Here is a 25672-nt window from a genome sequence, read left to right on the forward strand (position 1 = left end):
GCGCAGCCACCGGCCAACTCGTCGGCCAGGCCTGCACCGCGTGCGGCGACGCCGCACGCGCCGGCCGGACCCCCGGTACCGTCCTGGCCCCCAGCGACCGGTGGGTCCGGCATCGGGGAGACCTGATTTCGCTGACCCGGCTGCTGAACCCACAGTGGCGGTTCCCGGGCGGCAACCAGCTCAGGCCTACACGGCAGACGACCGCCCCGGAGCTGTACGCCGACCGCTACTACGGCCTCCGCGCGCTGGATCAGGCGGCATCCGGGGAGGTCTCCACCGGCCTGCGGTCGGTGTTACGCGCGGCGCTTTCCGGCCAGGTGCTCCAGGGCCCGAACGACGATCCGGCCGACTCCGCTGGCTGGCAGCTCGCGGTCGTCGCTGCCTTGATCAGCGAGCGCCAGCAACGGGCGGCTCTGCCGGGTTTGGGCTCGCTCGTGCAGATCGTCGACCCCCAGTGGTGGGGCGACGAGGAGGCTCGGGACCGGCTGTACGTCGTGCGCGATGACCTCCACGCCCCGGTGCAATACGACCTGGTGAGCCTCGGCGACATCGGGCCGAACGTTCCGGGGTCCGCCATCGCCGAGATCGATCCGACTCGTGTGCGCCTGCTTCCCGCGCCCAAAGGGGCGTTGCCGTACCCGCCCGGGCTCGAGGACACCACAGCTGACCGGGTCGACTGCCGGCCGTCGCCAACGCGCCACGAGCTCTGCGGCCGACTGTTCCTTCAGCGCCCCCTTACAGGGCTGAGGCGGCGCAGCTGCGCGACCCGAGTTGCGCGGCGCCGACGTTCTACCAAGAGCTGACGATCATCGACGGCTGGCGGGCGATGCCGCTGACGGCACCCCGGGCGCCGACCGGCCTGGCCTCGGCGTCGACTTGATCGATCGGGGCGCCGGTGCGTTCATCGTCGGCGACGACGAAACGCCCGGCCGAATCCACTGAAGTACGCGGCGCTGTAAGCCGTGACGCACCACTGGCAGCACCTGCGGGTGTGCGCCCTCTCCGCCGCGCCTGAACCCCCTTGGTAATCGGGGGTCGGTGATCGCCGGGGTGGACGGCAGCCCGTCTCCGCTGTGCGCGGTTTCTTCACAGCCCGCGCATCCGGAGACGGATGCGCGGGCCTGACCTGCGAAAGGACCAGCCCATGTCCACACCCACCACACCACCAGCCGGCGGCCCGGATACCACCGCAGCCGCACGCCGTCGAGGCTCCCTCTATCCCCGCGTCGCCCTCTACCTGGCCGGCCAACCCGATTCCGTGCTGAAGGTCGGCGAGATCACCCGCGCCATCGGCGCCCCTTCCTCCGGGGCGGTGTTCGAGGTGCTGAAGAAGATGGCAGCGGCCGGGCACGCCACCCACGTACGTGACCCGCACCACCGGTTTCAGATCACCCCAGCCGGCGTCGACGCCGCCGGCACCATGCCTTTCAGCTCCGCCCGCACCGGGAGCCGGGCCAGCGCACGCAAGCCGCGGCCGGCGCCGATCGCCCGGCCCAACGGCAGCCTGTACTATCCGCGCCGGCTCGGCACAGGCTGGGACGTCGAAGTCCTGAACAGCCTACGGACGCAGAAGATCCCGGTTCTGCTGTACGGGCCGCCCGGCACCGGCAAGACCGCCATGCTCGAGGCCGCCTTCCCCGACCTGCTCACCGTCGCCGGCACCGGCGACACCGTCGTGGATGACTTCCTCGGCTCCTACAACCCGATCCCCGGCGGCGGCTACGAGTTCGTCCACGGCCCGCTGGTTATCGCCATGCGCGAAGGACGGCCGTTGCTGGTCGACGACGCCACCCTCATCCCACCCCGCGTCCTCGCTGTGCTGTATCCGGCGATGGACGGCCGCGGCGTCATCACCATCCCTGCCCACGGCAACGAACACGTGCAAGCCGTCGACGGGTTCTACGTGTGCGCCGGACACAACCCGGGCGTGCACGGCGCCGTGCTCACCGAAGCCCTTGCCTCCCGGTTCACGATGCACCTGCACGTCAGCACCGACTGGCACCTCGCCCGCCAGCTCGGCGTCCCCAAAGCAGTCATCGAAGCAGCGCAGGACCTCAACAAAGACCTGACCGCCGGACGCGTCGTATGGGCGCCGCAGCTGCGCGAGCTGCTCGGCTTCGTCAAGGTCCGCCAGGAGCTCGGCCCGGCCACCGCCCTGGCCAACCTCGCCGGCATCGCCCCCGAAGACGCCCGCGACGACGTCATCGCCGCCCTCGCCCGGCACACCGGCGCCACCGTCACCGCCCTGGCCATCGGCACCCGCTGACCCCACGACAAGGAGACCACCCTCATGTCTGACCCGAGTACCCACCGCTCCACCGGACGGCCGACAGCCACCGTCGATGACGCCTGGAAACCGTGGTCACAAGCCTGGACCAAACACATCAAGACTCTGACCGGCCGCACCGACCTACACGTGCTCGTCGCGCCCGGCGCCGGCGGCGGCGCACCCGAATGCTTCTACCCCCAACTGCGCCGCATCGAGGTCGACGCCAACTACATCGCCGACACCCCCGACATCGCCGACCCAAGACGGGCCGCGCACAAACAGACGGTGCCCACCGGGTACGGGCTGCTCGTGCACGGCGCCGCCCACGCCGCCCACAGCCACTGGACGACACCGCCGGGCACACCGCCGATCCTCGCCCACGTCGCCGACCTGCTCGAAGAGTCCCGGGCGGAGGGCAAGCAGCGGCAACGCCGCCGCGCCGACCGCCGATGGCTGCGGCACACCGTCACCGCCCTGCTGGACCCCGGTACCGCCCCGGTCGACGACGCCTGGCACGCCGGCACCCTCGCCGCGCTGCTCCTGGCCCGCGTCGACGCCCGCATCCTTACCAGCAAAGACGTCCGAGCCGTCCGGGCCGCCGTCATCGGCGTGCTCGGCCGCCAACGGCTCAAGGCGTTGCGCGAGATCTGGCAACACGCACACACCGTCGACGACACCGGCGCCGACACGATGATCGAACTCGCCCGCCGCTGGTGCCAGGCTCTGGACATCGACCCCGGCCAGCAGCACACCGTCCCGGCCGCAGATCCCGGCCAGTTCCCGGGCCAGCTGGCCCAAGCCATCGCCGACTATCTGGCCGCCGCGTACGGGCTCACCCCAAGCCAGTACGCCGCCCGGATCCTGCAGCATCGGCATAGCCCTCCAAAAGACTGGCAGCGCAGCGACCCCACCGAACAGCAACGACGCGCCGCCCGTGACCTGGCCGCCCGCATCACGCGGGCCCGGATCCGCAACCCGGAACCCGGCGTCCGACCGTCACTGATCCCGCCCGGACGGCTACGCACCCGCCACGCGATCGCCGCCGACGCGCAGACAGCTCGCGGGCAACGACCCACCGCGGCGCCGTGGCAGCAGCGCACCCAACTCCCACCGCCGAAGCCCACCCTGCACTTGGCGATCCTGGTGGACCTGTCAGGCTCGATGACGAAGTACGCCGACGAACTGTCATCCGCGGCGTGGATCTTCGCCCACGCCGCACGTAGATCTGAGGCCGTCACCACGACCATCGGTTTCGGCAGCCACACCAGCGTGCTGGTAGCGCCCGGCGCCCGTCCGCAGCAGATACTGCACATGCCCACCGGCGGCGGCACCGTGACCTTCCCCGAAGCGGTCAAAGTCGCCGACCGGCTGCTCGACCTACGCCACGGCCGCACCCTGCGCATGCTCGCCGTGGTCTCCGACGGCAAACTCGCCGACGTCGCCGCCGGCCAGAAACTGATCACCACTCTGCACCGAGCCGGCTGCGCCGTGCTCTGGCTGCAGCCCGATGACTTGCCCGGTTACACCTTCACCGACACGACGACCCTGACCGTCGCCGATCCGGCCGACTCAGTCACTCAAATCGCCGACGCGGCAATCGCCGCACTCAAGCAGACCTGACCGGACCCTCATCCCCGCGTCGGCGACAGCGCCTCAGCGCGGGCTCCGCTCTGAGCCGCTCGGCCGGCGGGCATGGGCAGGGTGCCGGAGTACTGCTCGTGTTGTGGGCCTGCTGGCCGGCTGGCGGAGTCGTGCCACCGGCTGCTTCGACGAGATGGAACCACCGAAACGCCCACCACGGCCGACCCGCGGCGAGACCCCCGGCGCCGGTCCTAACCTCGGCACCAGCTTGATCGGCCGTGGCGCCGCCGTGTTCATCGTCAGCAACGACGAACCGCTCGGCCGGACTATCGAGATGGCGCGGTGCCGTACGCACGCCCAGCCCTTTTGCCGCCCGGGGGTCCAGCGATCACCGGGGTGGAATGCAGCCGGTGTCCGCTGTGCGCGGTTCCCTCGCCGCCCGCGCATCCGGAGACGGATGCGCGGGCCTGACCCCACGAAGGGACATCGGATGCGGCACACCGTCAAGCCGTCAAGATGGGCAGCCCTTGTCGGCGATGCCACCCCGCCGCTACGACTCCAAGGCGTCGTAAACGTCCTCGGGTGTTTCTTTGATCGTGCCCGGTCGCTCGGGCACCGGTGCGGTGCCGTAGCTGTCGACGGTGAGCATCCATCGGCCTGCCGGTTTCGTGCCTCGTGCACTGGTGGGAAAGTTGATCTCGAGGCGGCTGAGGCGTCTCTGTTCGTCCAGGCTTGCGGTGAAGGGCAGGGTGTCGACGAGGCGCTCGGAGATCATCGCCAGGGCCTCGCCGCCGAGTGGCCGGGGGATCGACAGTGTGCCGCGGATCGTGCTGCCATCCGCTGTGGCGTCGCGCACCCAAGGGATTAGCTTCGTCGCCCCAGTCCGATCCGGGTCGGCGAAGGGAGGGCCTGTCATGGCCGTCCGCTTCGGGAGCCGCGACAGGTCGAGGTGCCGATACCTGTCGTCGCCCGTCTCGATCTCACGGATCTTGGCTGCCATGTCTGCTTTGACGTGCGGGTCGTCGGTGCTGGCTGCGGTCTCGCGAAGACTCTTCTTCTCGTTCGCAGCACTCGCGGCATCGTGACGGGTACGAGTGTATTGGTCCTGCCCGATCAGCCGTATCTCAATCTCCATGCGCCCGGGGTCGAGGAACGTCGTGGTCCACGCGGCACTACGACTGGCGAAGTCAGTCACACCCTCGACCCGTACGTCGGGCATGTCGACGGTGTATCGGTAGTTGCCTGCACTGAGCCCTGATGCCGATGCAGCGAGGACACTCTTCGGGTCGGGAGTCTTCGGCGTCGAAGGATCGGAGCAGGCGGCCAGTGCCAGCACCGCGATCAATGCGCTGGTGCCACTACGACGGATCATGGACGTGATCGTAGGGCCCGACGCGGTGTGACGTGTTCCCGCTCGAGCGCTGTCCGCCCGACGGCGGAAACGTCACGAGACGCCGCCTGGAGGCGGGTCCGCCAAGCCCGCTCCGTCGTGACCAGCGCACGAGCACGGGCTTTCGGCGCCACGGGGCTCCCGCCGAGATGACGCACGGTGATCGGCGGTGAACTCGGTGAAGCCATTGACGGCCGCAAGATCGATATATAGCTTTTCCGTTGCCAGGTTTTTCTCAGGAACCGGGTGTCAGCGCCGGGATCCGTTGAGGGGTCTGGCTTTCACGGGGGAAGTGATCAAGTGTCCGGCAGTCTCGTGCCGGGCGGACGTCGGCTGCGCGCATATGCACGCGGTGGACGACTCTGCCTTGCTGTCGCAGCAACGTTTCTCCTGATCGAGGGCCTGGCTGCCGTTCCAGTGTCGGCTGGAGCGGCGGCACCTCCGGTGGCACGTCAACAACTGACTGAGGCGCCTGATGCCGACAGCGCGGCTTGGCTTGCGCACAAGTACGGGTCACCGGTGGAGGTCCTCAGCGAGCGGACGGAATCATCGCAGAACTTCGCACAGCCGGACGGGACCTTTCGGCTGATGCAGTCGGCCGTTCCGGTGCGGGTCCGTCGCGCAACCGGGTGGGTGCCGATAGACCGGACGTTGCGGCTGACCGCGGACGGTGTGACGCCGGTGGCGACGAGTCTCGACCTGCGGTTCTCGCCGGGTGGTACTGGAGAACTGCTGTCGTTCGGTCGAGACGGCAAACGGGTCTCCCTGACGTGGTCGCAGCCGCTGCCGACTCCGGTCATCGCCGGGGCCACGGCGACGTATCCGGAGGTGCTGGCCGGAGTCGACCTGCGCTTGACGGCGAACGCCGACTCGTTCAGCGAGGTTCTGGTCGTCAAGACCGCGGCAGCCGCGAAGAATGCGGCACTGAGCCAACTTCAATTCGATGTTGCCGGACACGGGGTGACGTTGCGTCAGAACGCTGACGACGTGATCCAGGCCGTCGACAGCCAGGGTGCCGTGGTGTTCGTCTCCGACGGCGCCGCGATGTGGGACAGCTCCACTGCCGCCACCGCTACCTCGTCGCGCAGTGCGCCGAAGACGCGCGCCGCCGGTGAAGGCGACCCCGGTGAGCCGGGGGAACTGGTGAAGATCCCGGTGACGTTGTCGGACCAGTCCATGACGGTCACGCCGTCACAGCAGATGTTGACCAGTGCCGACGCCAGGTTCCCCCTCTACATCGATCCCGGCTTCAACGGTGGCAAGGAGGTCTGGACGGTGGTGAGCCGGCTGCACCCGGACACCTCCTACTGGACGAACGACTCGTACCGCGACACCATGCGCGTCGGGCAGAGCTGGCACAGCTCCAGCAGCGACGACTGGCGCACGATCGTGCAGTTCAACATCGGGGCTCTGTCGGGCAGTCAGATCCTCTCGGCGTCCGTGTTGACGAAGGTCGCGCATACCGCGGACTGCACACGATCCCCGCTGGGATTGTTCCTGACGAAACCCATCAGCACGTCGAAGGTCGTCACCTGGAACAACACCAAGACCACTGACGCGACGAAGAAGTGGTGGTCGCTACGAACGGTCAACGCGACGGCGAACAAGAGTAGTTGTCCGAAGGGTGACGACGAGGTCGAGTTCGGTGACCCCTCCGGCACATCGAAGATTCGCAGCGCGTTCCAGAGCGCCGCGACCGCCGGCTCCGCGGCCATCACCTTCGGTTTCCGGGCGCCCGACGAGGCCGACGACTACCAGTGGAAGAAGCTGACCAAGGACTCGACGTACCTGGACATCAACTACAACCGCAAGCCAGGTGTACCGACCGCGTTGAGTGTCTCCCCGTGTGACAGGAACCCTTGCGCCAGCCCGGCCAAGACCAACTCGGAGAAGCCGAAGCTCAGTATGACCGCGACCGATCCCGACGGTGGTGCGCTGACCTACGAGTTCGAGGTGTGGAACAGCACGATGCACGCGCTCAAGGCGAAGTCCGGCACGGCGGTCACCGGGGTCAAGTCCGGCCGCTCGGCGCCGTGGACGGTTCTGGGCCTGGACAAAAAGCGTCTACCCGACGCCAATTACCTGTGGCGGGGCCGGGCCTGCGACGGATCGAAATTCTGTAGTGCCTACTCCGCCTGGTACAAGCTGACCATCGACACCACCAACCCGGGCGCCCCGACGGTCGACATCACCCCGTACAAGCGGTGGACCGGCTCCGAGGACGACGACGTGCCCGGCGGATACGGCTCACCCGGCACCCCGGGCAGCATGACGATCAAACCCAGCGCGTCCACCGATGTCGTGTCGTACTACAACTGGTGGTTCACCACCGGAGACACCAAGGTCCATAAACTCGTGCCCGCTGCCGACGGGACCGCCACCACGCCGATTGTCCCTGCCCGTGAAGGCCCCCACACGATCAGGGCGTACGCGGTGGACGCGGCTGGCAACCGCACACAGGGCGAGGCCGAGTATTCGTTCAAGGTCGCGCCGGCCGGTGGCCAGTGGGTGTGGCACATGGACGACAACCAGCCCGGCCTGACCGGCTCGCTGCCGCAGAACAACCGGCCGCTCAGGGCGGCCGGGACGGGCCAGTCCTGGACCGACCGCAATGACGGCTTCGCGCTGGCATTGAACGGCAGCGGCGCGCTGACCACCGACCTGCCGGTCCTCAACACCACCGCTGACAGCGGCTTCACCGTCGCCGCCTGGGTACGGCTCGCCGAAGACTCCACGACAGAGCCGCCACCGGACGACGGCACCACGCCGGTTCCGGACCCGGGCGATGACACCGGCGAGGAGGACCCCGCCGAACCCGATGCGCCGGCCGGTGAGAAGCCGCCATCGGTGCTCGACAACAGCATGACGGCCGTTTCCCAGGCGGGTGTCAACACATCGATGTTCCGGCTCGGTTACCGGCGCGACGTCGACATGAACAGCGACGGCACGCCCGATGGCGCCTGGTGCTTCACCCTCGACGCGACCGACAGCGTCGGTGCGGCGACGACCCAGGCCTGCAGCGCCGCCTATCTCCAGCAAGGCGACTGGGTGCACCTGGTCGGTGTGGCCGACCGCATCCACAACGAGATCCGGCTTTACATCAATGGCGGGCCGGGACTGCAGTTCGGTGACACCCCCGACGAGACCGGTGTCATGGCCAACGCCACCGGTAGCGCCGCCTGGGCGGCATCGCAGGCATTCGCCGTCGGTCGCGGACAAGCCGCTGATGGGGCCGAGTACTGGCACGGCGAACTCGACGACGTCTACGCCGTCCCTCGTGTCTGGTCGGACGCCGAGATCGAGACCTACGCCGCGCGGGAGAACTGGTGAGCTTCATGAGCCGTACCACAAAGAGTCCCGGCGTTCCCGCCCGGAGCCGTCAGCGCCGCAGCATCGCGGGCCCGCTGGTGCTCATCATGGCCGCCACCATCGCGACCCAGACGCTGCCCGACACCGCTGACGCGGCCACGGTCAGGACACCTGAAGGTCAGGATGTCAAAGGCGTCAACGTCCACCCGGTCGTCGCGGCCCGCAAGCCCGCTTGGACCGCGAGCGCCCGCGAAGTCACCGCGACCAAAACCCCGGACAAGCGTGCGTTCGCGGGTGAGCAGGTCGTCGAGCTGAGAGATGGCGCGAGCGGCAAGGGTGCTCGGGCGGGCACCTTGCCCGTGTACGTCCGCAGCGGCGCCGCACGGTCCTCCGGTGCCCGCTCGGCAGTCGCGCCGGTCGCCAAGGTGAAGGTCACTCTGCAGGACGGCAGGGCCGACAACGTCGATGGCCTGTTGTTGAAAGTGGCCCGGGCTGACGGCGTCGCGGCGGCCGGCACGGCCGATGTCACCGTGGACTATCGACAGCTGTCCGGTCGCTTCAGCCCCGACGCGCTCAGCCGGCTGCGGTTGTTCAACGCCGCCGACGGCCGATCCGTCGCCTCCCGCAACGACGCGCGGGCCGGCACGGTGAGCGGCGCCGTCAGCCTTGCAGCCGCCGGGGCCACCACTCTGGCTCTCGCCGCCGCCGCTGAGGGCGACAACGGCGACTACAAGGCGACGTCACTGTCCGCCGCGTCCACCTGGCAGGTCTCCCAACAGACTGGCGCCTTCACCTGGTCCTACCCGGTGAAGGTCCCGCCGGCGGTCGGCTCGTTCGCGCCCAGCGTGGCGTTGTCCTACAACTCCGGTGCCATCGACGGGCGCACCGCGGGCACCAACACCCAGGGTTCCTGGGTCGGTGACGGCTGGGACCTGTGGCCCGGCTACGTGGAGCGCTCCTACCGCGCCTGCAGCGACGACCATGACACCAAGGAGAAGAAGGACCCGAACAACGCCGACGAGCGCGGCGGTGATCTGTGCTACTTCGACGACAACGCCACCCTGTCGTTCAACGGCGGCGCGGTCGGACTGGTCAAGGTGACTTCCACCGACACCGCACCCGGCGACGGCCGTGTGCAGTACCGAGGTAGCACCGATGACGGCTCCAAGATCGAGATGATCCGGGACAAGCGGAGCAACGGTGACGTCGACGGCACCTACTGGCGCCAGACCACCACCGACGGCACCCAGTACTTCTACGGCCGCAGCGCGGCATCGACCTTCACCGTGCCGGTCTACAGCAACCATCCCGACGACCCCGGCTACGACAAGACCTTCGCCGAATCCCGGCACAGCCGCGCCTGGCGGTGGAACCTCGACCATGCCATCGACGTCAACGGCAACACGATCACCTATACGTACGCCAACGAGGTCGGTGCCTACGCCCGCGAGGACGACGAGGACAAACGCACGACCTATGACCGTGGCGGCTACTTGACCCGTATCGAGTACGGCAGCCGTGACGACGACCTTGCCGGCACCCACCCCGTCGCGCGAGTCGACTTCACCACCGCGGACCGCTGCAAGGGCACCTGTTTCGGCGACGACAAGAAGCCCAACCCGTCAGCCTTCCCGGACACACCTTGGGACCAGTACTGCGACGAGGCGCCATGCAAAACGCAGCGGTCGCCCACGTTCTGGACCGCCAAGCGACTGAGCGACATCACCACCAAGGTGTACTCCGGAACCGGCGATGACTACACGCCGGTCGACACCTGGCACCTTGAACACACTTACCTGTCCGCCGGTGGCAACGAAGGCTCACCGATGTGGCTCAAGAGCGTCCAGCACAAGGGACTGAGCACCTCGGCCGGTGGAACAGTGGTGACGGACCCCCCGACCGTGTTTGATCCGAACGCCGACCTCATGGCCAACCGCGTCGACGGACCCCAGGACGGGCACTCCAGTCTCTACCGCAGCCGGATCAACACCATCACCACCGAATCCGGAGCCCAGATCGGCGTCACCTACTCCGCCCCCGACTGCACCCGCTCCACCCTGCCCAAACCCTGGGCGAACACGTCGCGCTGCTTCCCCCAGTACTACGGCGCGGAAGGCGAGACCCCCAAGCTCGACTGGTTCCACAAGTATGTCGTCACCCGCCTCGACGTCTACGACAACACCGGCGGCTTCGACCACGAACAGTCCAATTACAAATACCTCGACACCCCAGCTTGGGCCTACGACGACTCGCCGCTGACCAAGCCGAAGAAGCGCACCTGGGGCGACTACCGCGGGTACGGCCGCGTCGAGGTCCGCCAAGGCCTCGAGGACGGCGTGCAGTCGGCGACCGAGTACCGCTACTTCCGCGGCATGGACGGTGACCAGCAACCCGACGACAAGGGCGATCTGCCACCGACGGGCACGCCCCGTAACGTCGACGTCGAGGACTCGCTCGGCAACAAGATCGCCGACCACGAGTCGTTCTCCGGCATCCTCCGCGAGACGATCGTCAAGAACGGTGTCGGCGGCACCTGGGTGTCCGGCACCCTCAACACGCCGGGACACCTCGAGGCCACCGCCACGGTCGGATCGCTGCACGCCTGGCCCGTGAACACCAAGACGACCCGTACCCGCACCAGACTCGCCGACGGCACGACCCGATGGACCACCTCGGACACCGTCTACGACGACGACAACTATCCCACCCAGATCAACGTGCTCGGCGACGACGCCACCGCAGCCGACGACAAATGCACGACCATGGAGTACGTCCGCAACCGCGACGCCAATATTCTAGGCGCGATCAAACGCACCTCCACAGTCGCCGTGAAATGTGGCGCCACCAGCACCTCCGCCGACGTCCTGTCCGACACCCGCACCTGGTACGACAATGCGGAGGTCTACGGCAAGGAACCCATCCGGGGCCTTCCCGTACGCGTCGACGACCTCGACTCCTGGAGCGGCACGACGCCTCAATTCGTCACCGTCTCGACGACCGGCTACGACGCCGAGGGCCGCACCACCTCGGTCACCGACATCCTCAAACGCAGAATCAGGACGGTGTTCACTCCCGAACATGGGGGACCGGTCCGTCAGACGGCCGTCACCGACCCGATGAATGACACCGTCACTACCGTGTTGGATCCCGCCCGCGGCGTCGCGCTCACCAAGACCGACGCCAACAACGCGACGACCTCCATGACCTACGACGGCAGCGGCCGACTCCTCGCCACCTGGTCTCCCGGCCACGCTCAGGCCAGCTACCCGAACGCCCCTAACGCGCGGTTCACCTACCAGTTGCGCAGCGACGCGCCGAGCGCCGTCACCACCGAGGTCCTCACCGGCTACGCCGGCACGGTCTACCGCAAGTCCATCGCGCTGTTCGACGGTCTGCTCCGCGCACGGCAGACCCAGACGCAGACCGTCAACGGCGGCAGGGCCCTGTCCGACACCATCTACAACTCGCGCGGGCTCATCGAAACAGCCACCGTCCCGTACTACGACCCGACCAACGCCGCGCCGCAGACGAAACTCGTGACCCCCGACGGCCGACCCGAGGTACCGGCGCAAACCACGAACCTCTACGACGGCGCCGGACGGCTCACCGACGCGATCTTCATGAAGAGCCAGTCCGAGGTGTGGCGCACCCATACCTCCTACGCCGGCGAGAAGACCAGCGTCACACCGCCACAGGGCGCCACAGCCACCACGACGATCACCGACGCCGCCGGCAGAATCGTCGAACTCCGCCAGTACAAAGACCCGAAGAACGTCGGCAGCGACACCACCTCGGCCTTCGACAAAGCGACCTACACCTACAACCGGCAAGGTCTGCGGAGCAAAGTCGTCGACCACCGAGCCAACAACACCTGGTCCTACGAATACGACCTGCGCGGCCGCGTCACCCTCGTCAAGGACCCCGACAACGGCGAAACCCGCTCCACCTACTACGCCGACGGCCAACTCAAAACGGTGCAGACGGCGGAACGCACTCTCGCCTACACCTACGACGATCGTGGCCGAACAACCAGCCAACGGCAGAACGCCATCGACGGCCCGAAGATCGCCGAATGGTTCTACGACACCCTTGAGCACGGCAAAGGCCTGCCGGCCAAGGCCGTCCGCTACGAGCCGCCCGGCTCGGCGAACGAGTACGTCACCGCGGTGGCCGGTTACGACGAAGCCGGGCGAACCACCGGCACGACCGTCACCGTCCCGCCCTCGGAAACAGGGCTCTGTGTCGGCGACGCACCAACGCCGTGCTCCTACACCGTGAGTCAGACCTACCGCTCCAACGGCGACGTCTGGCGCACCAAGTTTCCCGCCGTGGCCAAACTTCCGCGGGAAAGCGTGGAGACGTCCTACAACAAGATCGGACTCGTCGACGGCGCCATGGGCATCCTCGACGCCGGCAATGAACTCTACGCCGAGGACGACTTCAACCAGCTCGGCCAGCTGATCAAACAGACCCTGGGCCTGGACATCAACAAGGTCACCCTCGTCACCGGCATCGACGAGCAGACCGGGCGCCGGACCAGCTTCCAGGCCACCCCCCTTGGTAAACCCGACGTCTACCGGCTGTCCTACGACTACGACAACGCCGGCAACGTCCTCAACATCACCGACAAACCCGACGGCGGCCAAGCCGCCGAGACCCAGTGCTTCGGCTACGACTACCTACGCCGCATCACCGAAGCGTGGACACCCAAGTCGATGGAGTGCAAGTCCGCCCCTACCCTCGCAGGACTCGACGGACCGGCCAAGTACTGGCACTCCTACACCTTCGACACCGCCGGTAACCGTCAGACGGAGAAGATCCACGGCGTTACCGACGCCACCCGCACCTACACGTACCCGGCCTCGGGTGCAGGCGCTGGTACCAAACCACACGCCGTCACCAAGGTCGTCACGACCAGCGGCACCACCAACACCGTGACCCGCACCGAGAACTACCGCTACGACAAAGTCGGCAACACGATCTGCCGGCCCGCAGGGGCTACCGACAACATCTGTCCCGGCGAAACCACGGCGGCCAAGGAACACCAGGTCCTTTCCTGGACCGACGACGGCAAAATCGCCAAGAGCACCGACAAGACCGGTGACACCACCTACATCTACGACGCCGACGGCAACCGCCTCATCCGCAAAGACCCCACCGGCGCCACCCTGTACCTGCCCGGCGGCACCGAGGTCCGCAAACCCAAGACCAGCGAAGCCACCGGAACTCGCTACTACTCCGACAACGGCACCACGGTGGCTGTCCGCACCCCGGCCGGCCTCACCTGGATGGTCAACGACCACCATGGCACCGGATCCGCCACCGTCTCCAACGACGGCAAACAGACCGTCAACCGCCAACGGACTCTTCCCTACGGCACCAACCGCGGCGCTAACCCCACCGCGTGGGTCGGTGACAAAGGCTTCGTCGGCGGCATCAAGGACAACACCGGACTCACGCACCTGGGCGCGCGCGAGTACGACCCGGCACTCGGCCGGTTCATCTCCGTCGATCCCCTCATGGACCTCGCCGACCCCGCCCAATGGGACGGCTACGTCTACGCCAACAACAACCCCATCACCGCATCCGACCCCACCGGCATGATCTGCACGATGGCCCTGGGCGGCAAATGCACCGGACCCGGCGATTCAGTCCCCGAGACCAAAGGCGGCGGCAGCGGCGGGTCCGGAAGTGGCAAAGGAAACGGCGGCGGTGGCAGCGGTGGCAGTGGCGGCACAGGGAGCAGCGGCGGATCCGGAAGCGGCGGCACTGGAAACACCTCCGGCGGCGGCTCCGGCCCTCCCCCGGGCTGTGGCAGCGCCAACGCCTGCGAGACCCACGCCATATCCGACGGTAAGGCCATCCGACTGGCCGTGATCGCAGCCGCAGCCGACGGAAGGACGAACGTCGGCGGAGCGTGCGCCCTGCGAATCGACCTCTGCAAGGGCTTCATCGACGACGTCAAAAAGCCCGACAGTGACTACATGTTTCTATCGGTGCAGTTCGTGTGCCTGGGCAACGAGGCGTGTATGGCCGAGCGAGGATACGAGTCGCCGATGGCCCCTCACCTCGGCTCGGCGCTCAATCCCATTGTCGGTGACACACTCGTCACACTCCTACTTCCCGTTGGCGCAGGCGTTAAAGCCGCGGACGTGGGCGCGGAGATAGTCGGTCGCAGCCGAGGCGTGCTGGAGGGCGGTGCGGGACTCAACGGGTTCGCCGCGAAGCGACCGCCAACGACGAGTGCACGTGTGGCGGAGCAGACCCTGGGGCCGGCGAAGCCTTCCGCCGGTGTTTCCGCAACGCGGGGGGACAAGGTTCTCGAGCATGAGAAGGAAATGGTCAACGGCTCTGGTGACGTGCATGGGTGCTCGACATGTCCAGCTACCAAGTCCGGCTACGCCGACGGCCACTGGACCCCAGACCATCAGCCGCCGTATTCGCTCGTTCCTGACGGTCCATGGACGCTGTATCCTCAGTGCCGCGCCTGCACCAAGCAACAAGGGGGCATCGTGAATGGCATCGGGCGGGGATGGTATGACTTCAAGTGATAGATAACCTTGGCGAAAGCGTGGAGAAGTGATACTGGGACAATTTACGGCCAATTTCCAACATGGTTTGCTCGTTATTTCCGCGCCGGAAAGCACCGATGCGCACGAGGACTGGGACCCGGTTACTGAGAATTTCCACGCAGGGCCAGATTCCATCTACTACGGCGTGCAGCCGGCGGCAAGTGGGATGGTTTCAGTGGCCTGTTTGGAAGATGAAGAAGATAATTCTGGACTTGAACGCTACTTCACCGGCGTGATAAGTCTGCCAAGTCGGCGACTCCAATTTTATGATCCCAACCAGACTATTAATATGATCGTCCCAGTCAGTTACAAGGAAACGCGAATCGAGATATATGCCGATATCGAAGAGGACCCAGCCAACCTTGTCGTTCGCTTGACTGATTCGTCGGCGGCATGATCCGTGCCTTTAGCATCGCGTCTTCTGAAAGGGTGGCAGCGGCAGGGTTCGGGAACGCGAGGGTGTCTTTCTGAGCTGCGATGACCTGGTTTGGTCTAGCGTCAGGATCGTCACGGAAGGCCTTTCCGTACTGCAGCGGCAACAAGCGGGCGAGACAACTTCATGATCGTCTCGTGGGCAAGGTGTGACAGGAGTGTCGATGTCGCACAGCGGTGGGTAGAGCTGGGTCGGTTGCGTACCGCGTCTCGCGGTCCGGTTCGCTTGGTCGGAGCCGCGGCGGCGGGCCCGGCAGTATCCGTCTGGGCCGGACGCGGGTTGGACCGCTCGAACGGCTGGACTCTCGCCGAGCAGGCCGGTGAACTCTCACCGGACGCCATGCAACGGGCTGTCGCGGCGTGCGGTCTGGAACGTCGACGCGGTGCGTGACGATGTCCGCGAATACGTGATCGAGCATCTCGGTGATCCGGACTGCGTGTTGATCATCGATGACGCCGGTTCCTGAAGAACGGTGTCAAGGATGTCGGAGTGACCTTGCAGTACTCCGGCACGCGTCCATCGTCACGCCTGGTGGCTGGCACCGTCAGACCGAAACGCTGCCATCGCTACGTGCCGCTGATGTGGGTATCGGTGCGTCTTGCAGGGCGTTGGACCTCGGCGATGAGCTGGTTCGCGAGAGTGATCGTGTCGTCGGTCGCCTCGGCGTCGATCTCGGCCAAGGCCCGGCCGAGCCTGCGATGCAGAGTGCGGACCGCGTCGATGTGTCCGAGAGCGGCCCGGGCGCGCATGGCTTGCTGGTACAGCTGTTCGTTGTAGGGGCTGTGGCCGATGGCGGCCTCGAGCACGCGGACCTGTGCTGCGGGGTCGTCGGTGAGGGCGTCGGCCAGGGCGAGGTGGGCGTCGAGGGCTTGTTGGCGGATGGCTTCGCGGTAGGGCTCGGCCCATTCGTAGTCGGCGCCGTCGGCGAGAGGACCGCGGTAGGCGTCGACGGCGCGGTGAAGCGCGTCGATGCGCTGTTGGGGGTCGGCGGCGTGGTGGACTTCACGGATCGCGGCGCGCATCCGCCACAGATCGATGTTCACGGTGTCGGGGTTGAGGGCGTATCGGCGGTGGGGGTGGGTCAGGTAGGTGGCGGGCCCGCCGATGCGGCGCATGACCGCGCGTAGGTCGGAGACGTAGGTGTAGAGCCGTTCGGGGGCCTTGCTGGCCGGGGCGTCGGGTAGCAGGTCGTCGAGGATGGCTTCGGTGGTGGCGCTGCCGTCGTGGACGGCGAGGTAGACGAGCAGTTCCAGGGCCTTCTTGCGTAGTGAGCGGTCGGGGTTGGTGGCGACGATGCCGGCTTCGCCGAGGACCGTGACGGTGACCCGTCCCGCCTTGTCGATGGCGTCGGGGTTCTGCGGCGGCGGTGGTGGGGGTTCGCTGGTGAAGGTCGTGTTGGGGTCGGGCCACTGCAGGGCCGTGTACACCTCAGCGTGGCGGTGCTCGGCGGGTATCGCTGGTTCGTTCGTCGCCGTCGGCGCCTGAGGTTGACCGGATGCGGACGCGGCAGTGTCGGCGTCTGCCGCGTGTGGCGTGGCATCGCCGGTGTGTGCGACGGCGCGGCCGGTAGCGGTGAGACGCCACCGGGTTTGGCCGGTGTCGGTGCGGAAGATCTCGGCGTGCCCGGAGTGTTCCCACTGCACTAGGTGCGCGGTAGCGGTCGGGAACGGCAATTCGAGGTGGGCGCCGATCTTGGCAGCGGTGGCCTCGCCCAGATCCGCCAGCGCGGTCAGGACACGCCTCGCGATGGCACCGGCGGTGTCCGGTGATGCGATCGCGGCCGCTTCGACGGGCTGGTGAGGCGGGGATTCGACCAGGGGTGCGGTTTGCGGCTGCCCGGTGTGGGCTTCGGCCAGGGTGGTGATCACCGCGGCGGTCTCGGCGGGGTCGAGGACGGCGAGGCGGTCGATGTCGGCGGGATGCCGGCCGTGGCGGCCGTCGTCGCCTGGTGTGGTGGAGCCGTCGGTGTCCACGATGACGGTGTCGCCGGCGGGCCAGGCGCCGAGCAGGACGCCGTGGACGTCGAGGCGGTGGCCTTGGGCGAGCAGTGCGGCGATGCGGGTGCGTTCGTGGCTGCTGTCGGCGTCGGCCACCAGCAGGATCGGCGGGGTCGGCTCTTCGTGCGGGTCGGCAGCGCGCATCGCGGCGACGGTATCGACCTCGTGGCCGTAGACCAGCCGGCTGCGGTGCAGGATCTCCTGCTCAAGCACGGTGAGGGCGTCGTCGAGGTCGTCGGTGACGATCAGGCGCGGGGTGTTGGGCAGGGTGACCGCTGCCGCGCCGAGCAGCGTCGCCGCCGTTGTGGAGGGCAGCACGACCCGCCCGGGCGCTGCGTGCGGATCCCTGTCGGCGAGGGCGGCGGTCAGGAAGCCACGGGCTGCGGGTTCAGCGCCGGGCCCGGTCAGGCCGAGCCCAGATGCCGGCCACACGACCGGTGCCGGGTTCGTCAACGCCGGTACCACGGGACGCCCCTGCGCGAGGGCACCGGCCATCCGTGACGGCTTGTCTTCCGCGACCTCATCGCCGTCGGACGCCGCCGGGCTGGCTGAATCGTCGACGTCGACCGGCTCCTGTGTGCCGAGGGACCGGTCCACCGAACTGCTGTCCAAAGGACGGAAGGCGTGGGCGGCCGTGGTGGGAGCCGGCGCGGTGGAGCTCACCACGGCACCGGCTTCGGTGTCGGTCGGCTCCAGGCGGCCGCGCAGCCGGCGTCGAATCTCAGTAATCACCGACGGCATCGGCGCCAGATCCGGGTCGTCCAGCGAAAGATCGGGTGACAGGCGGCGGCTGGTGTAGCGGCGGCGCCGATGCCCCCAGACCAGCGCGACGGCGGCGGCGATGGCCGTGGCGAGGCCGATGTCCAGCCAACTGCCGCTGGCCAGCGACACCCCAGCCTGCGAGCCACGGTCCTGGTTAGCTCGCGGCTGCGGTACCGCCGCCTCGCCAGGGGACGCCGATGTGGGTGTCCTGGTGGGGCCGGATGGTTCGACGACGCCGTCGCGTTCACCGGCCGCTGACGGTGCCGGACTTGGGTGCGCCGATGTCGACGTCGGTCCGGGAATCGGCGTGGTGGGTGAGGTCGGCTCGGGTACGGGTTTGCGAGCGCGGGTGGGCAGGGTGAGAGTCCAGCCGGGTTCGATGTGGTCGCCGCCGTGCATGCGCGGGTAGCGGTCGGTGTTGAGCCGGTAGATCTGCTTCCAGCGTTGGGCGCTGCCGAGTCGGTCCGCGGCAATCCCCCAGAGGGTGTCGCCGCGGCGGACCGTGACCGTCGATGACGACTGCTCGAGCCGGCGTTCATCCCGGTGCGCCGTGACCGTCGTGGCCGTGGCGGTGGCGGCGTTGACCATGGCCTGCGGGCCGGGTGGGACGCTGTCTTGCGCGGCGGCCGGGATGGCGGCGTGCGGTTGCGGGACGCCGACGGCGGTGGTGACGGTGGCCGCGCCGAGCAACGTCGCGGCCAATCCCTGCACCGGGCCGGGTAGGTAGACCGTCAGGCGAGCCCACCGCCAGCGCCGCACCCTGGCCCCCATCACGCCGAGGACCGTGGCGACCAGTAGCGCCCAGATCAGCCACGCGCCCGCCCTGATGGTCGCCGCGACGTGCTGCGGCTGCATCGGGTCCTTCAGCCAGTTCTGGATCTGCACCGAGGACGGCACCCGATCCGGCAGCGGGCTCCCGCCGACAGCGGCCAGCAGCAGCGGAACCGCGACAAGCAGCGTCACAACGGCGACCGTCGTGCGGATCGCCGCCATCAGTCGGATCATCTCCTATCCCCTCCTTCTCGTGATCGCCTCACGGTTCTCCGGATGCGAAAGCCCCTCTTCGACAGCCGCGCGGTGGGCATAATCGCCAATCACGTCTCGGGTCCGAAGTGGTGCTGCGAGGCTAAGCAGAAGGCGACCCCGGTAGCGGCTTTCGCGCGCTCACAACCACTCACAACCACTCACACAGACTTACAACCGCAGGTCAGAGCACTGCAGCACCACAACCAGTGGTAGACACCGTGAGCGAATGTGGAGTGACTGATCGTCGATCTTCTGCTTCACTAGCTGGCGTGCATTCACGGCTGGCGATCGATTACGGCGCTGCCACGGTGCGAGCGGTCCTGGTCGCGCCGGGCGGCACGACAACGCTGACCCTCGACGGAGCCGGTGAGATGTCCACCGCCGCCCACGTCAGCGACGGCGGGATCGTGACCGGTGCGGCGGCGTGGCGGCAGGCCGCCACCGACCCGGACGGCCTTGTGGTCTCTCCGCTGCGCGCGGGCACTGGTCAGGTCACGGCCGGGGGACAGCAGGTGGAGGTCGTCGATCTGGTTGCCGCGAGCCTGCGGCAGGTGGCGGCCGAAGCGCAGCGCGTCGCCGGCGAGCCGGTCGACGATGTGCGCCTGATCGTCCCGGCCGGGTGGGGACCGCGGCGCCGCACCTGGATGCGTCACGCCGCTCGCGGCGCCGGTCTGGCCGTGTCCCGCCTGGTCGAGGCTCCGATCGCCGCGATCACCCGGCTCGACGCCCGCACCGCAGCAGAGGGCCTGCCGGTTGCCGATGGACCGGCGTTGGTGATCGACGTCGGCGCGGGTTGCGAGGTCACCGTGGTGCAGCGAGATGAGGCCGGCGGCGAGGTGGTGTCCACCCTCGCCGATCCCGACGCCGGCGGCGACCGCCTCGACGCCGCCCTGGTCAAGACGCTCACCGCAGCCGAGCTGCACGACATGCCCGCTGACCAGCGGTGGCCGATGCTGACCAACATCCGCGCCGCCCGGCATGCCCTGTCCGAGCAGGTCGCGGTGACCATGCCGATGCCCGACGGCCAGCCACCCATGGTCATCAACACGAACCAGGTGGCCGAGGTCGCACGGCCGGTGTTCGAACGCGCCGGTGCACTGGCCGCGCAGACACTCGACAACGCCGACCTCACCCTCGCCCAACTCAGCGGCGTGCACCTGATCGGCGCCGCAGCCGTCACCCCCGGCGCCAGCGACATGATCGCGGCGAAACTCGGCGCCACCCCCGCGCCGGTCGAGCCTGCTCACGCCGCGGCGATGCTGGGCGCCGCCGACGCCGACACCACCGAAACGACCCCGGTGGAGGAGCCCCTGCCGCTGCCACCGGTGCGCAGGCTGATCACCCTCGCCCTTCCCGGGGCGGCGTCACTGGCGCTGTTCGCGTCCTACATCTTCTTCTCCGGCGACTACCGCCTCAGCTACGGCAACACCATCGTTCCCCTGGCGAACTGGGGCGTACCCGCCGTCGCGGCCACCCTCGCCATGATCTGCCTGCTCCAGGCCGCGGCACTGTTCGCCGCGCTGCTCGACCACAACACCCCCACCCCTGTAGATCAGCCGACCAGCAGGATCAGCGGCGGGATCACCATCGCGCTGCTGGGCGGGCTGGCCACCGCCACCATGTACGCGATCACCGCCGGCCTGTACTTCAACCAGGCCATCCCACGCCTGGCACAAGGCATCGTGCTGACAGTCATGCCGATCGCCGTGCTCGCCGCGGCCGTCGCCGTGCTCGCCTGGCGGCGCGGCGTCACCCCTGTCGGCGGGTGGGACGGCTTCCTCACCTTTCCCGCCAGCTCGATGATCGTCGCCGTGGCCGGGATTGTCGCCGTGAACCTCTGGTACACCGTCGCCTGGCCCTGGTATTTCGCCGGCTGGGCCAACGGCATCGGCCTGGCCGGAGGCCTGCTGATCGGTGTCGCCGCCGCCTGCACCCTGGTACGCCATCCCGGCGCCCGGCTCGCACTGACCGTCCCGATCGGCTTCTTCACCGTGATCATCTCCCGTACTGGACCCGCGCCACTGGCGGTCATCTGGGCTATCGCCGTGGCCTGCTGGTGGGGCGTACGCGCCTGGGCGCTACTGCGCCTCCCGCCAGCCCGGCGCTGACTTCGGAGACCTCTGGTCATGCGTTGGATGAACCGCCTCGCCACCGCCTTGATTGTGGTCGCGGTCGTCGCCGGCCCGCCGGTGCTCGCCGGGATCTGGCTTCAGCACCGGTGGCAGACACCGACCCGCGCGCAGATCGCGGCATGGGCCGAGCAGCCGTTGACCGCCGGCACCATCATCGCCGGATGCGTCGCCGTCGCCGCACTCGCCTGGCTCCTGCTCCTGACCCACCTGACCCGACGCGCTCTGACCGCGCTGCGCCGCCGACTACGACGCCTGCGTCACCTGCCCGTACCCACACCCGCCCAGATGACCGCAAGCTCCATGGCCGGCGTCGCCGCATTCGCCCTGCCCACCGCCGCCAACGGCCATCCCCAGCCGCTGCCGACGGCCACCGACACACCACTGTCCTCGGACCCGGCAGGACCTAACGTCCACACCGACCCGCCGACGCAAGCTGACCCGTCGGGCGTCGCCCTGCCCGGCGGTGGCTGGATTCCGTACCGCACCGCCGCCGCGATCACCGCGCTCGCCGCCGCGCTCTGGCTCCAACGCCGCCGCCACTACCGGCCTGACCCCGCACAGCCCCGCGACCACCACCACGACCCCGACCCCGACCTGCAACCACTACCCGACACCGTCGCCACCGTGGCCGCCGCGCTCACCGACGACACCATCGGACCCGACCACGCACCGCTACCTCTGCGAACACAGCGGCTGCCCGAAGGGATCCTGCTGTTGACCGGACCCGGCGCCGCCGCATCCGCCCGAGGACTCATCGTCGAGGACGCACTCCACAACGGCTCCCAAGTGGCTCTCCGATCCGATGATCTCGCCGCATTGTTGCCACTCGGCGACTCGGCCACCCAGAACGACGCCGAGCTCATGCCAGGAACTGGCATAGACGCCATGACACGCACCGTCATTGTGCTCAGCGAAGGGCCCGTCGTCGCTACCCATCCGCTGGCACGTCACCACCGACGGCATCGCTACCGGCCCCGGCCTCACCGAGCCGCGCCGGCTCTGCACCCTCGACCGGAAGACCACCGCCGACTTGCTCACCCTTATCCAGCGCTCGCAACAGCCGCCTTCCAGCGCGGACCCAACCTCCAAGAGCCAGCCCATCAAGACGCCAGCTCCTCAGCCGGAGCTGGCCACGAACCCCAGGGCGCATCTAACCCTGCTCGGCAGTTGTCACCTGACCGCCGACGGCGAACCAGTCCGCCTACGACGCAGCGCCGGCCTGCAGATCCTGGCCTACCTCGCTATCCACCCCGACGGCGCCACCCGCAGCGAACTCATCCGCGCCATCTGGCCTAACCTGCCGCCCGCCACCATCAGCCAACGCCTGCACACCACCCTGACCGATCTGCGGCAACAACTACGCCCCATACTCAGCGAAGACCCCATCACCCGCCACGACGACCGCTACCGGCTCAAACCCCGCGCCGTCGCCACCGATCTGCGCCCATGGCGTACCGCCGTCAACGCCATGACCCATGCCGTCGGCACCACCGAGCGAAACCGGGCCTGCCGAGCCGTCATCGACCTGTACCGCGGCGATGTCGCCGCAGAACAAACCTGGTATTGGCTCGCCCCCGCCCGCGAGCAAATTCGTCGCACCGTCATGGACGCCTACGCCACCCTCGCCGAAGACGCCGACCCCAACGAAGCCCTTACGCTGCTGCAAAGGGCCATCAGGATTGACCCCTACAACCAGGCCCTGCACTACCAAGCCGCCAACCTTCTGCGCGCTGCCGGGGACCACGCCAGCGCCACCGATCTGATCAAGCAGCTCCATCAACGAATCTTCCACCGTCCGTAGCGCTCCGCGGTGGCCAGCGCGGTGTCATGTTGTTGTGGGACAGCGCGACAGCCGAGGGCTTTAGGCCTGGTGTGCTGTGTGCGACGGTGGGGCGAGCGGCACTCACTCGTCGGCCTCGTCGTCGATCTGAGGTTGTCGAAAGGACGAAGGCTAGATAAGTCCGGCCGCGTGCGCATGGCAAGGTCGCTGCGCGCTCCGCCTCATCGCTCGTCCTTCTTTCCCGCTGCTCATCAACGCCCTGACTGTTGACCGCAAGGTGCCCAGTCTGAAAGCGGCGCTCGCCGATCGGCATCGATCCAGGTCGCCAAGTCACGATGGCGATCAGTTGATCTGATTCTCAGGCCAGCCCGTCACGATTCGGGCTGCCCTATTAACGCTCGTCGCCTCACGATTTGCGCCGCCCCGCGCGACGACGCCTCGCGGTGCGCGGTCCGGTTGACGACGAATGGGCGCAGGCCAGCTTTCCGGTCTGCTTGTACGCGCCGGGCCCAAGCTGGGTCGCCGAGCGCCTCGCTATTAGAGAACCCCAAGACCTGCTGGTCCTCCTTGAGGATCAAGATGGCGAGCGCTGCACAGAAGATCCTCTGGCGAACCAGAAGTCCCATAGCGAGCGGCTAGTGCGCAGCGAGGCGTTCGGCGTAGGTACAAAATCGGAGCTCGATGAGTACCTCCAACGGCTGACATGCCGGTACTGCAGAGTTCGCAAGGCGGCCGAGATACGCAGATAGGGCCCACGAGGTCCAAGTCTGACGCCACCGAAGGTAGGAGCGCGATCCGACTGAACATCCGAGCACTGGCCGGAGTAGATCCATGGGTGGCGGACGGATTCGGGTGCGGCTACGGTGACGACATAGTGTACGGATCGTGAGCCGGAGGTAGCACGCTGTGAATCGAGACTGGCGATTCTGGCGGGCGCACCCATCGGCCGACGAGTTCCACCGTGAGCTGCGGAAACTTCCGGTGGAAGCAATCTTGGCTATCTTGCTGATCATGGAATTTGAGGAGGATGGCAGTGAAGATTTGACGGTGCCTAAGCAATCGGATCATGAATTGGAAATCGAGAAGTTCACGGTGAAGGTCTCAGGCAAGGCATACACGGTCCTCTACGGAACGTCACCGTTGGAGCTTGTCGGACTTGTTGTGTGCGCCACAGAGGACGGTGAGCCACCAGGGTGGGCCCAGGCGCTGGCTGAGCGAAGGTGGGCCGCGTGGTGCAGGTCCCGTACTCGCGGGATCTGATGTAACTCGACCCTAACCCTTCCCTGTCCCGGTCGTTGGTGTAATTATCGGTTACAACCGATGCCCAACGAGGGGCGTGTACCCAAGTCTCGACGAGCTGGAAGGTGTCGTGATGGTGACGCGACCACGAGCCGTTGGCCACAACGATCGTAAGCGGCTACTTGATGAGCTGCGCCGCGACGCTCCGACGGCCATGTTGGATGATGACCTGCGCGCCAGGCATGGACTGCTGCGGTATCTCATCCGCCTCCGCAGAGACCGCCGAGTCAATCAGCATCAGGTCGCTCAATTCATGGGCACAACGCAGTCGGCCGTGTCGGACTTAGAGAACGGCGTTACGGACGCAAGATTGTCGACGATTCAGAAGTACGCTCGTGCTTTAGGATGTCGTTTGGACTTCCGACTCTCCGAAGGACCTCTGGAGCATTTCAATTCCTGGCAAGATCGGTCGTTCTCGTATTCGTCTACAATGCGCGACAAGGTTGAATATGTCGACATGGCCGGCTGGGCGGAAGACGCATTTGCCGACAGGGCCCGTCGTCCCCTAACGACGTACACCACTCGGGATATCGCCGTACGGTCACCAGATGAAGATGCCTACTCTGACGCGGTTAGCCGGGCGGTAAAGGCGGCGGCGTGACTATATCCAGAAAAGATTTGGTTAGACTCTCTGGAGAGGTTGCTGAGCGGACCTCTCTCGTCGACTTGCGTCTGCGGAAGATAGAATCAGAGGTGCTTACCCCGCTCGTGAAGGAACCGTTAAAAATTGCATTAACGACCTTCGACCGGGCAGTCTCGCGGGTCCCCCATCATGCCGTCTACAATTTTACCTACGGTATCGAGGGGGTCGGAGACAACAATGAGAAGGTGTTCCGCGCTTCGATCGTATTAAGCCTAATTTTCCGGTTTACTGATGACTTCGCGCCTTCGTCGCCTGCCCTTCGTGCATTCGGCGCCGTCGGCGTCGTCGATATCGCACATCCATATGTACGCGAACTCGTCCACTCATTGTCATGGCGAATGGGACTCCCGCCCCTCGTCCTTGAAGTATCGGCGCCGGTTGAGTAAGTGGCGATCGATCATGCTGCGCTTGGATGGAAGCCGCCATTGGCTTTGGTGGACTTAGTGCCGTCGAGCTAACAGTGTTCTTAGGCGGCCGTC

At 67.3% G+C, this 25672-nt stretch carries 13 protein-coding genes and 1 pseudogene; 11 read left to right on the forward strand and 3 right to left on the reverse strand.

What is annotated here, in order from left to right:
• Nucleotides 1-803, forward strand: an 803-nt coding sequence (locus tag AB0C29_RS01415; protein ID WP_360813838.1) for a hypothetical protein, incomplete at its 5' end; no start/stop codon positions are given.
• On the opposite strand, the gene AB0C29_RS01420 is transcribed toward AB0C29_RS01415, so the two are convergent.
• Nucleotides 790-939 carry a hypothetical protein gene (locus tag AB0C29_RS01420; protein WP_360813840.1) on the reverse strand — a complete coding sequence of 50 codons (150 nt, stop codon included), beginning with the start codon at nucleotides 937-939 and terminating at the stop codon, nucleotides 790-792. The two genes, AB0C29_RS01415 and AB0C29_RS01420, sit on opposite strands and share 14 nt — an antisense overlap.
• 205 nt (nucleotides 940-1144) lie before the next feature.
• Between AB0C29_RS01420 and AB0C29_RS01425 the strand changes: the two genes are divergently transcribed.
• A complete protein-coding gene (locus AB0C29_RS01425; protein WP_360813842.1) occupies nucleotides 1145-2266 on the forward strand; it encodes an AAA family ATPase in 1122 nt (373 codons plus the stop codon).
• A 24-nt stretch (nucleotides 2267-2290) separates the two neighbouring features.
• Nucleotides 2291-3889, forward strand: a complete 1599-nt coding sequence (locus tag AB0C29_RS01430) for a VWA domain-containing protein (RefSeq protein WP_360813844.1) — start codon at nucleotides 2291-2293, stop codon at nucleotides 3887-3889.
• A gap of 511 nt (nucleotides 3890-4400) precedes the next feature.
• Here the strand turns inward: AB0C29_RS01430 and AB0C29_RS01435 are convergent.
• Nucleotides 4401-5222 carry a hypothetical protein gene (locus AB0C29_RS01435; protein WP_360813846.1) on the reverse strand — a complete coding sequence of 274 codons (822 nt, stop codon included), beginning with the start codon at nucleotides 5220-5222 and terminating at the stop codon, nucleotides 4401-4403.
• Nucleotides 5223-5828: 606 nt separating this feature from the next.
• On the opposite strand from AB0C29_RS01435, the gene AB0C29_RS01440 reads away from it, so the two are divergent.
• From AB0C29_RS01440 to AB0C29_RS01455, 4 genes and pseudogenes are all read left to right on the forward strand, one after another.
• Nucleotides 5829-8570 carry a LamG-like jellyroll fold domain-containing protein gene (locus tag AB0C29_RS01440; protein ID WP_360813848.1) on the forward strand — a complete coding sequence of 914 codons (2742 nt, stop codon included), beginning with the start codon at nucleotides 5829-5831 and terminating at the stop codon, nucleotides 8568-8570.
• Nucleotides 8571-8575: 5 nt separating this feature from the next.
• Complete coding sequence (locus tag AB0C29_RS01445; RefSeq protein ID WP_360813850.1) at nucleotides 8576-15100, forward strand: RHS repeat-associated core domain-containing protein; 6525 nt, start codon at nucleotides 8576-8578, stop codon at nucleotides 15098-15100.
• Nucleotides 15101-15128: 28 nt separating this feature from the next.
• A complete protein-coding gene (locus tag AB0C29_RS01450) occupies nucleotides 15129-15518 on the forward strand; it encodes a hypothetical protein (protein WP_360813852.1) in 390 nt (129 codons plus the stop codon).
• Between the two features lie 241 nt (nucleotides 15519-15759).
• Nucleotides 15760-16067, forward strand: a pseudogene (locus AB0C29_RS01455) (transposase); the annotation flags it as partial.
• Nucleotides 16068-16120: 53 nt separating this feature from the next.
• Here AB0C29_RS01455 and AB0C29_RS01460 read toward each other — a convergent pair.
• Entirely contained in the window at nucleotides 16121-19318 is a 3198-nt protein-coding gene (locus AB0C29_RS01460; RefSeq protein ID WP_360813854.1) for a BTAD domain-containing putative transcriptional regulator, read from the reverse strand.
• A gap of 290 nt (nucleotides 19319-19608) precedes the next feature.
• Here AB0C29_RS01460 and AB0C29_RS01465 point away from each other — a divergent pair, with 290 nt between their 5' ends.
• From AB0C29_RS01465 to AB0C29_RS01480, 4 genes are all read left to right on the forward strand, one after another.
• Nucleotides 19609-21447, forward strand: coding sequence for an Hsp70 family protein (locus tag AB0C29_RS01465; RefSeq protein WP_360813856.1), 1839 nt, complete (start codon nucleotides 19609-19611; stop codon nucleotides 21445-21447).
• Between the two features lie 925 nt (nucleotides 21448-22372).
• Nucleotides 22373-23272, forward strand: coding sequence for a tetratricopeptide repeat protein (locus tag AB0C29_RS01470; protein WP_360813858.1), 900 nt, complete (start codon nucleotides 22373-22375; stop codon nucleotides 23270-23272).
• A gap of 1315 nt (nucleotides 23273-24587) precedes the next feature.
• Nucleotides 24588-25151 carry a helix-turn-helix transcriptional regulator gene (locus tag AB0C29_RS01475; RefSeq protein ID WP_360813860.1) on the forward strand — a complete coding sequence of 188 codons (564 nt, stop codon included), beginning with the start codon at nucleotides 24588-24590 and terminating at the stop codon, nucleotides 25149-25151.
• A complete protein-coding gene (locus AB0C29_RS01480; RefSeq protein WP_360813862.1) occupies nucleotides 25148-25579 on the forward strand; it encodes a hypothetical protein in 432 nt (143 codons plus the stop codon). Before AB0C29_RS01475 ends, AB0C29_RS01480 begins: the two co-directional genes overlap by 4 nt.
• The last annotated feature ends 93 nt before the right edge of the window (nucleotides 25580-25672 follow it).

Origin of the sequence: Actinoplanes sp. NPDC048791 (assembly GCF_040650095.1) — a bacterium.
GTDB lineage: Bacteria > Actinomycetota > Actinomycetes > Mycobacteriales > Micromonosporaceae > Actinoplanes.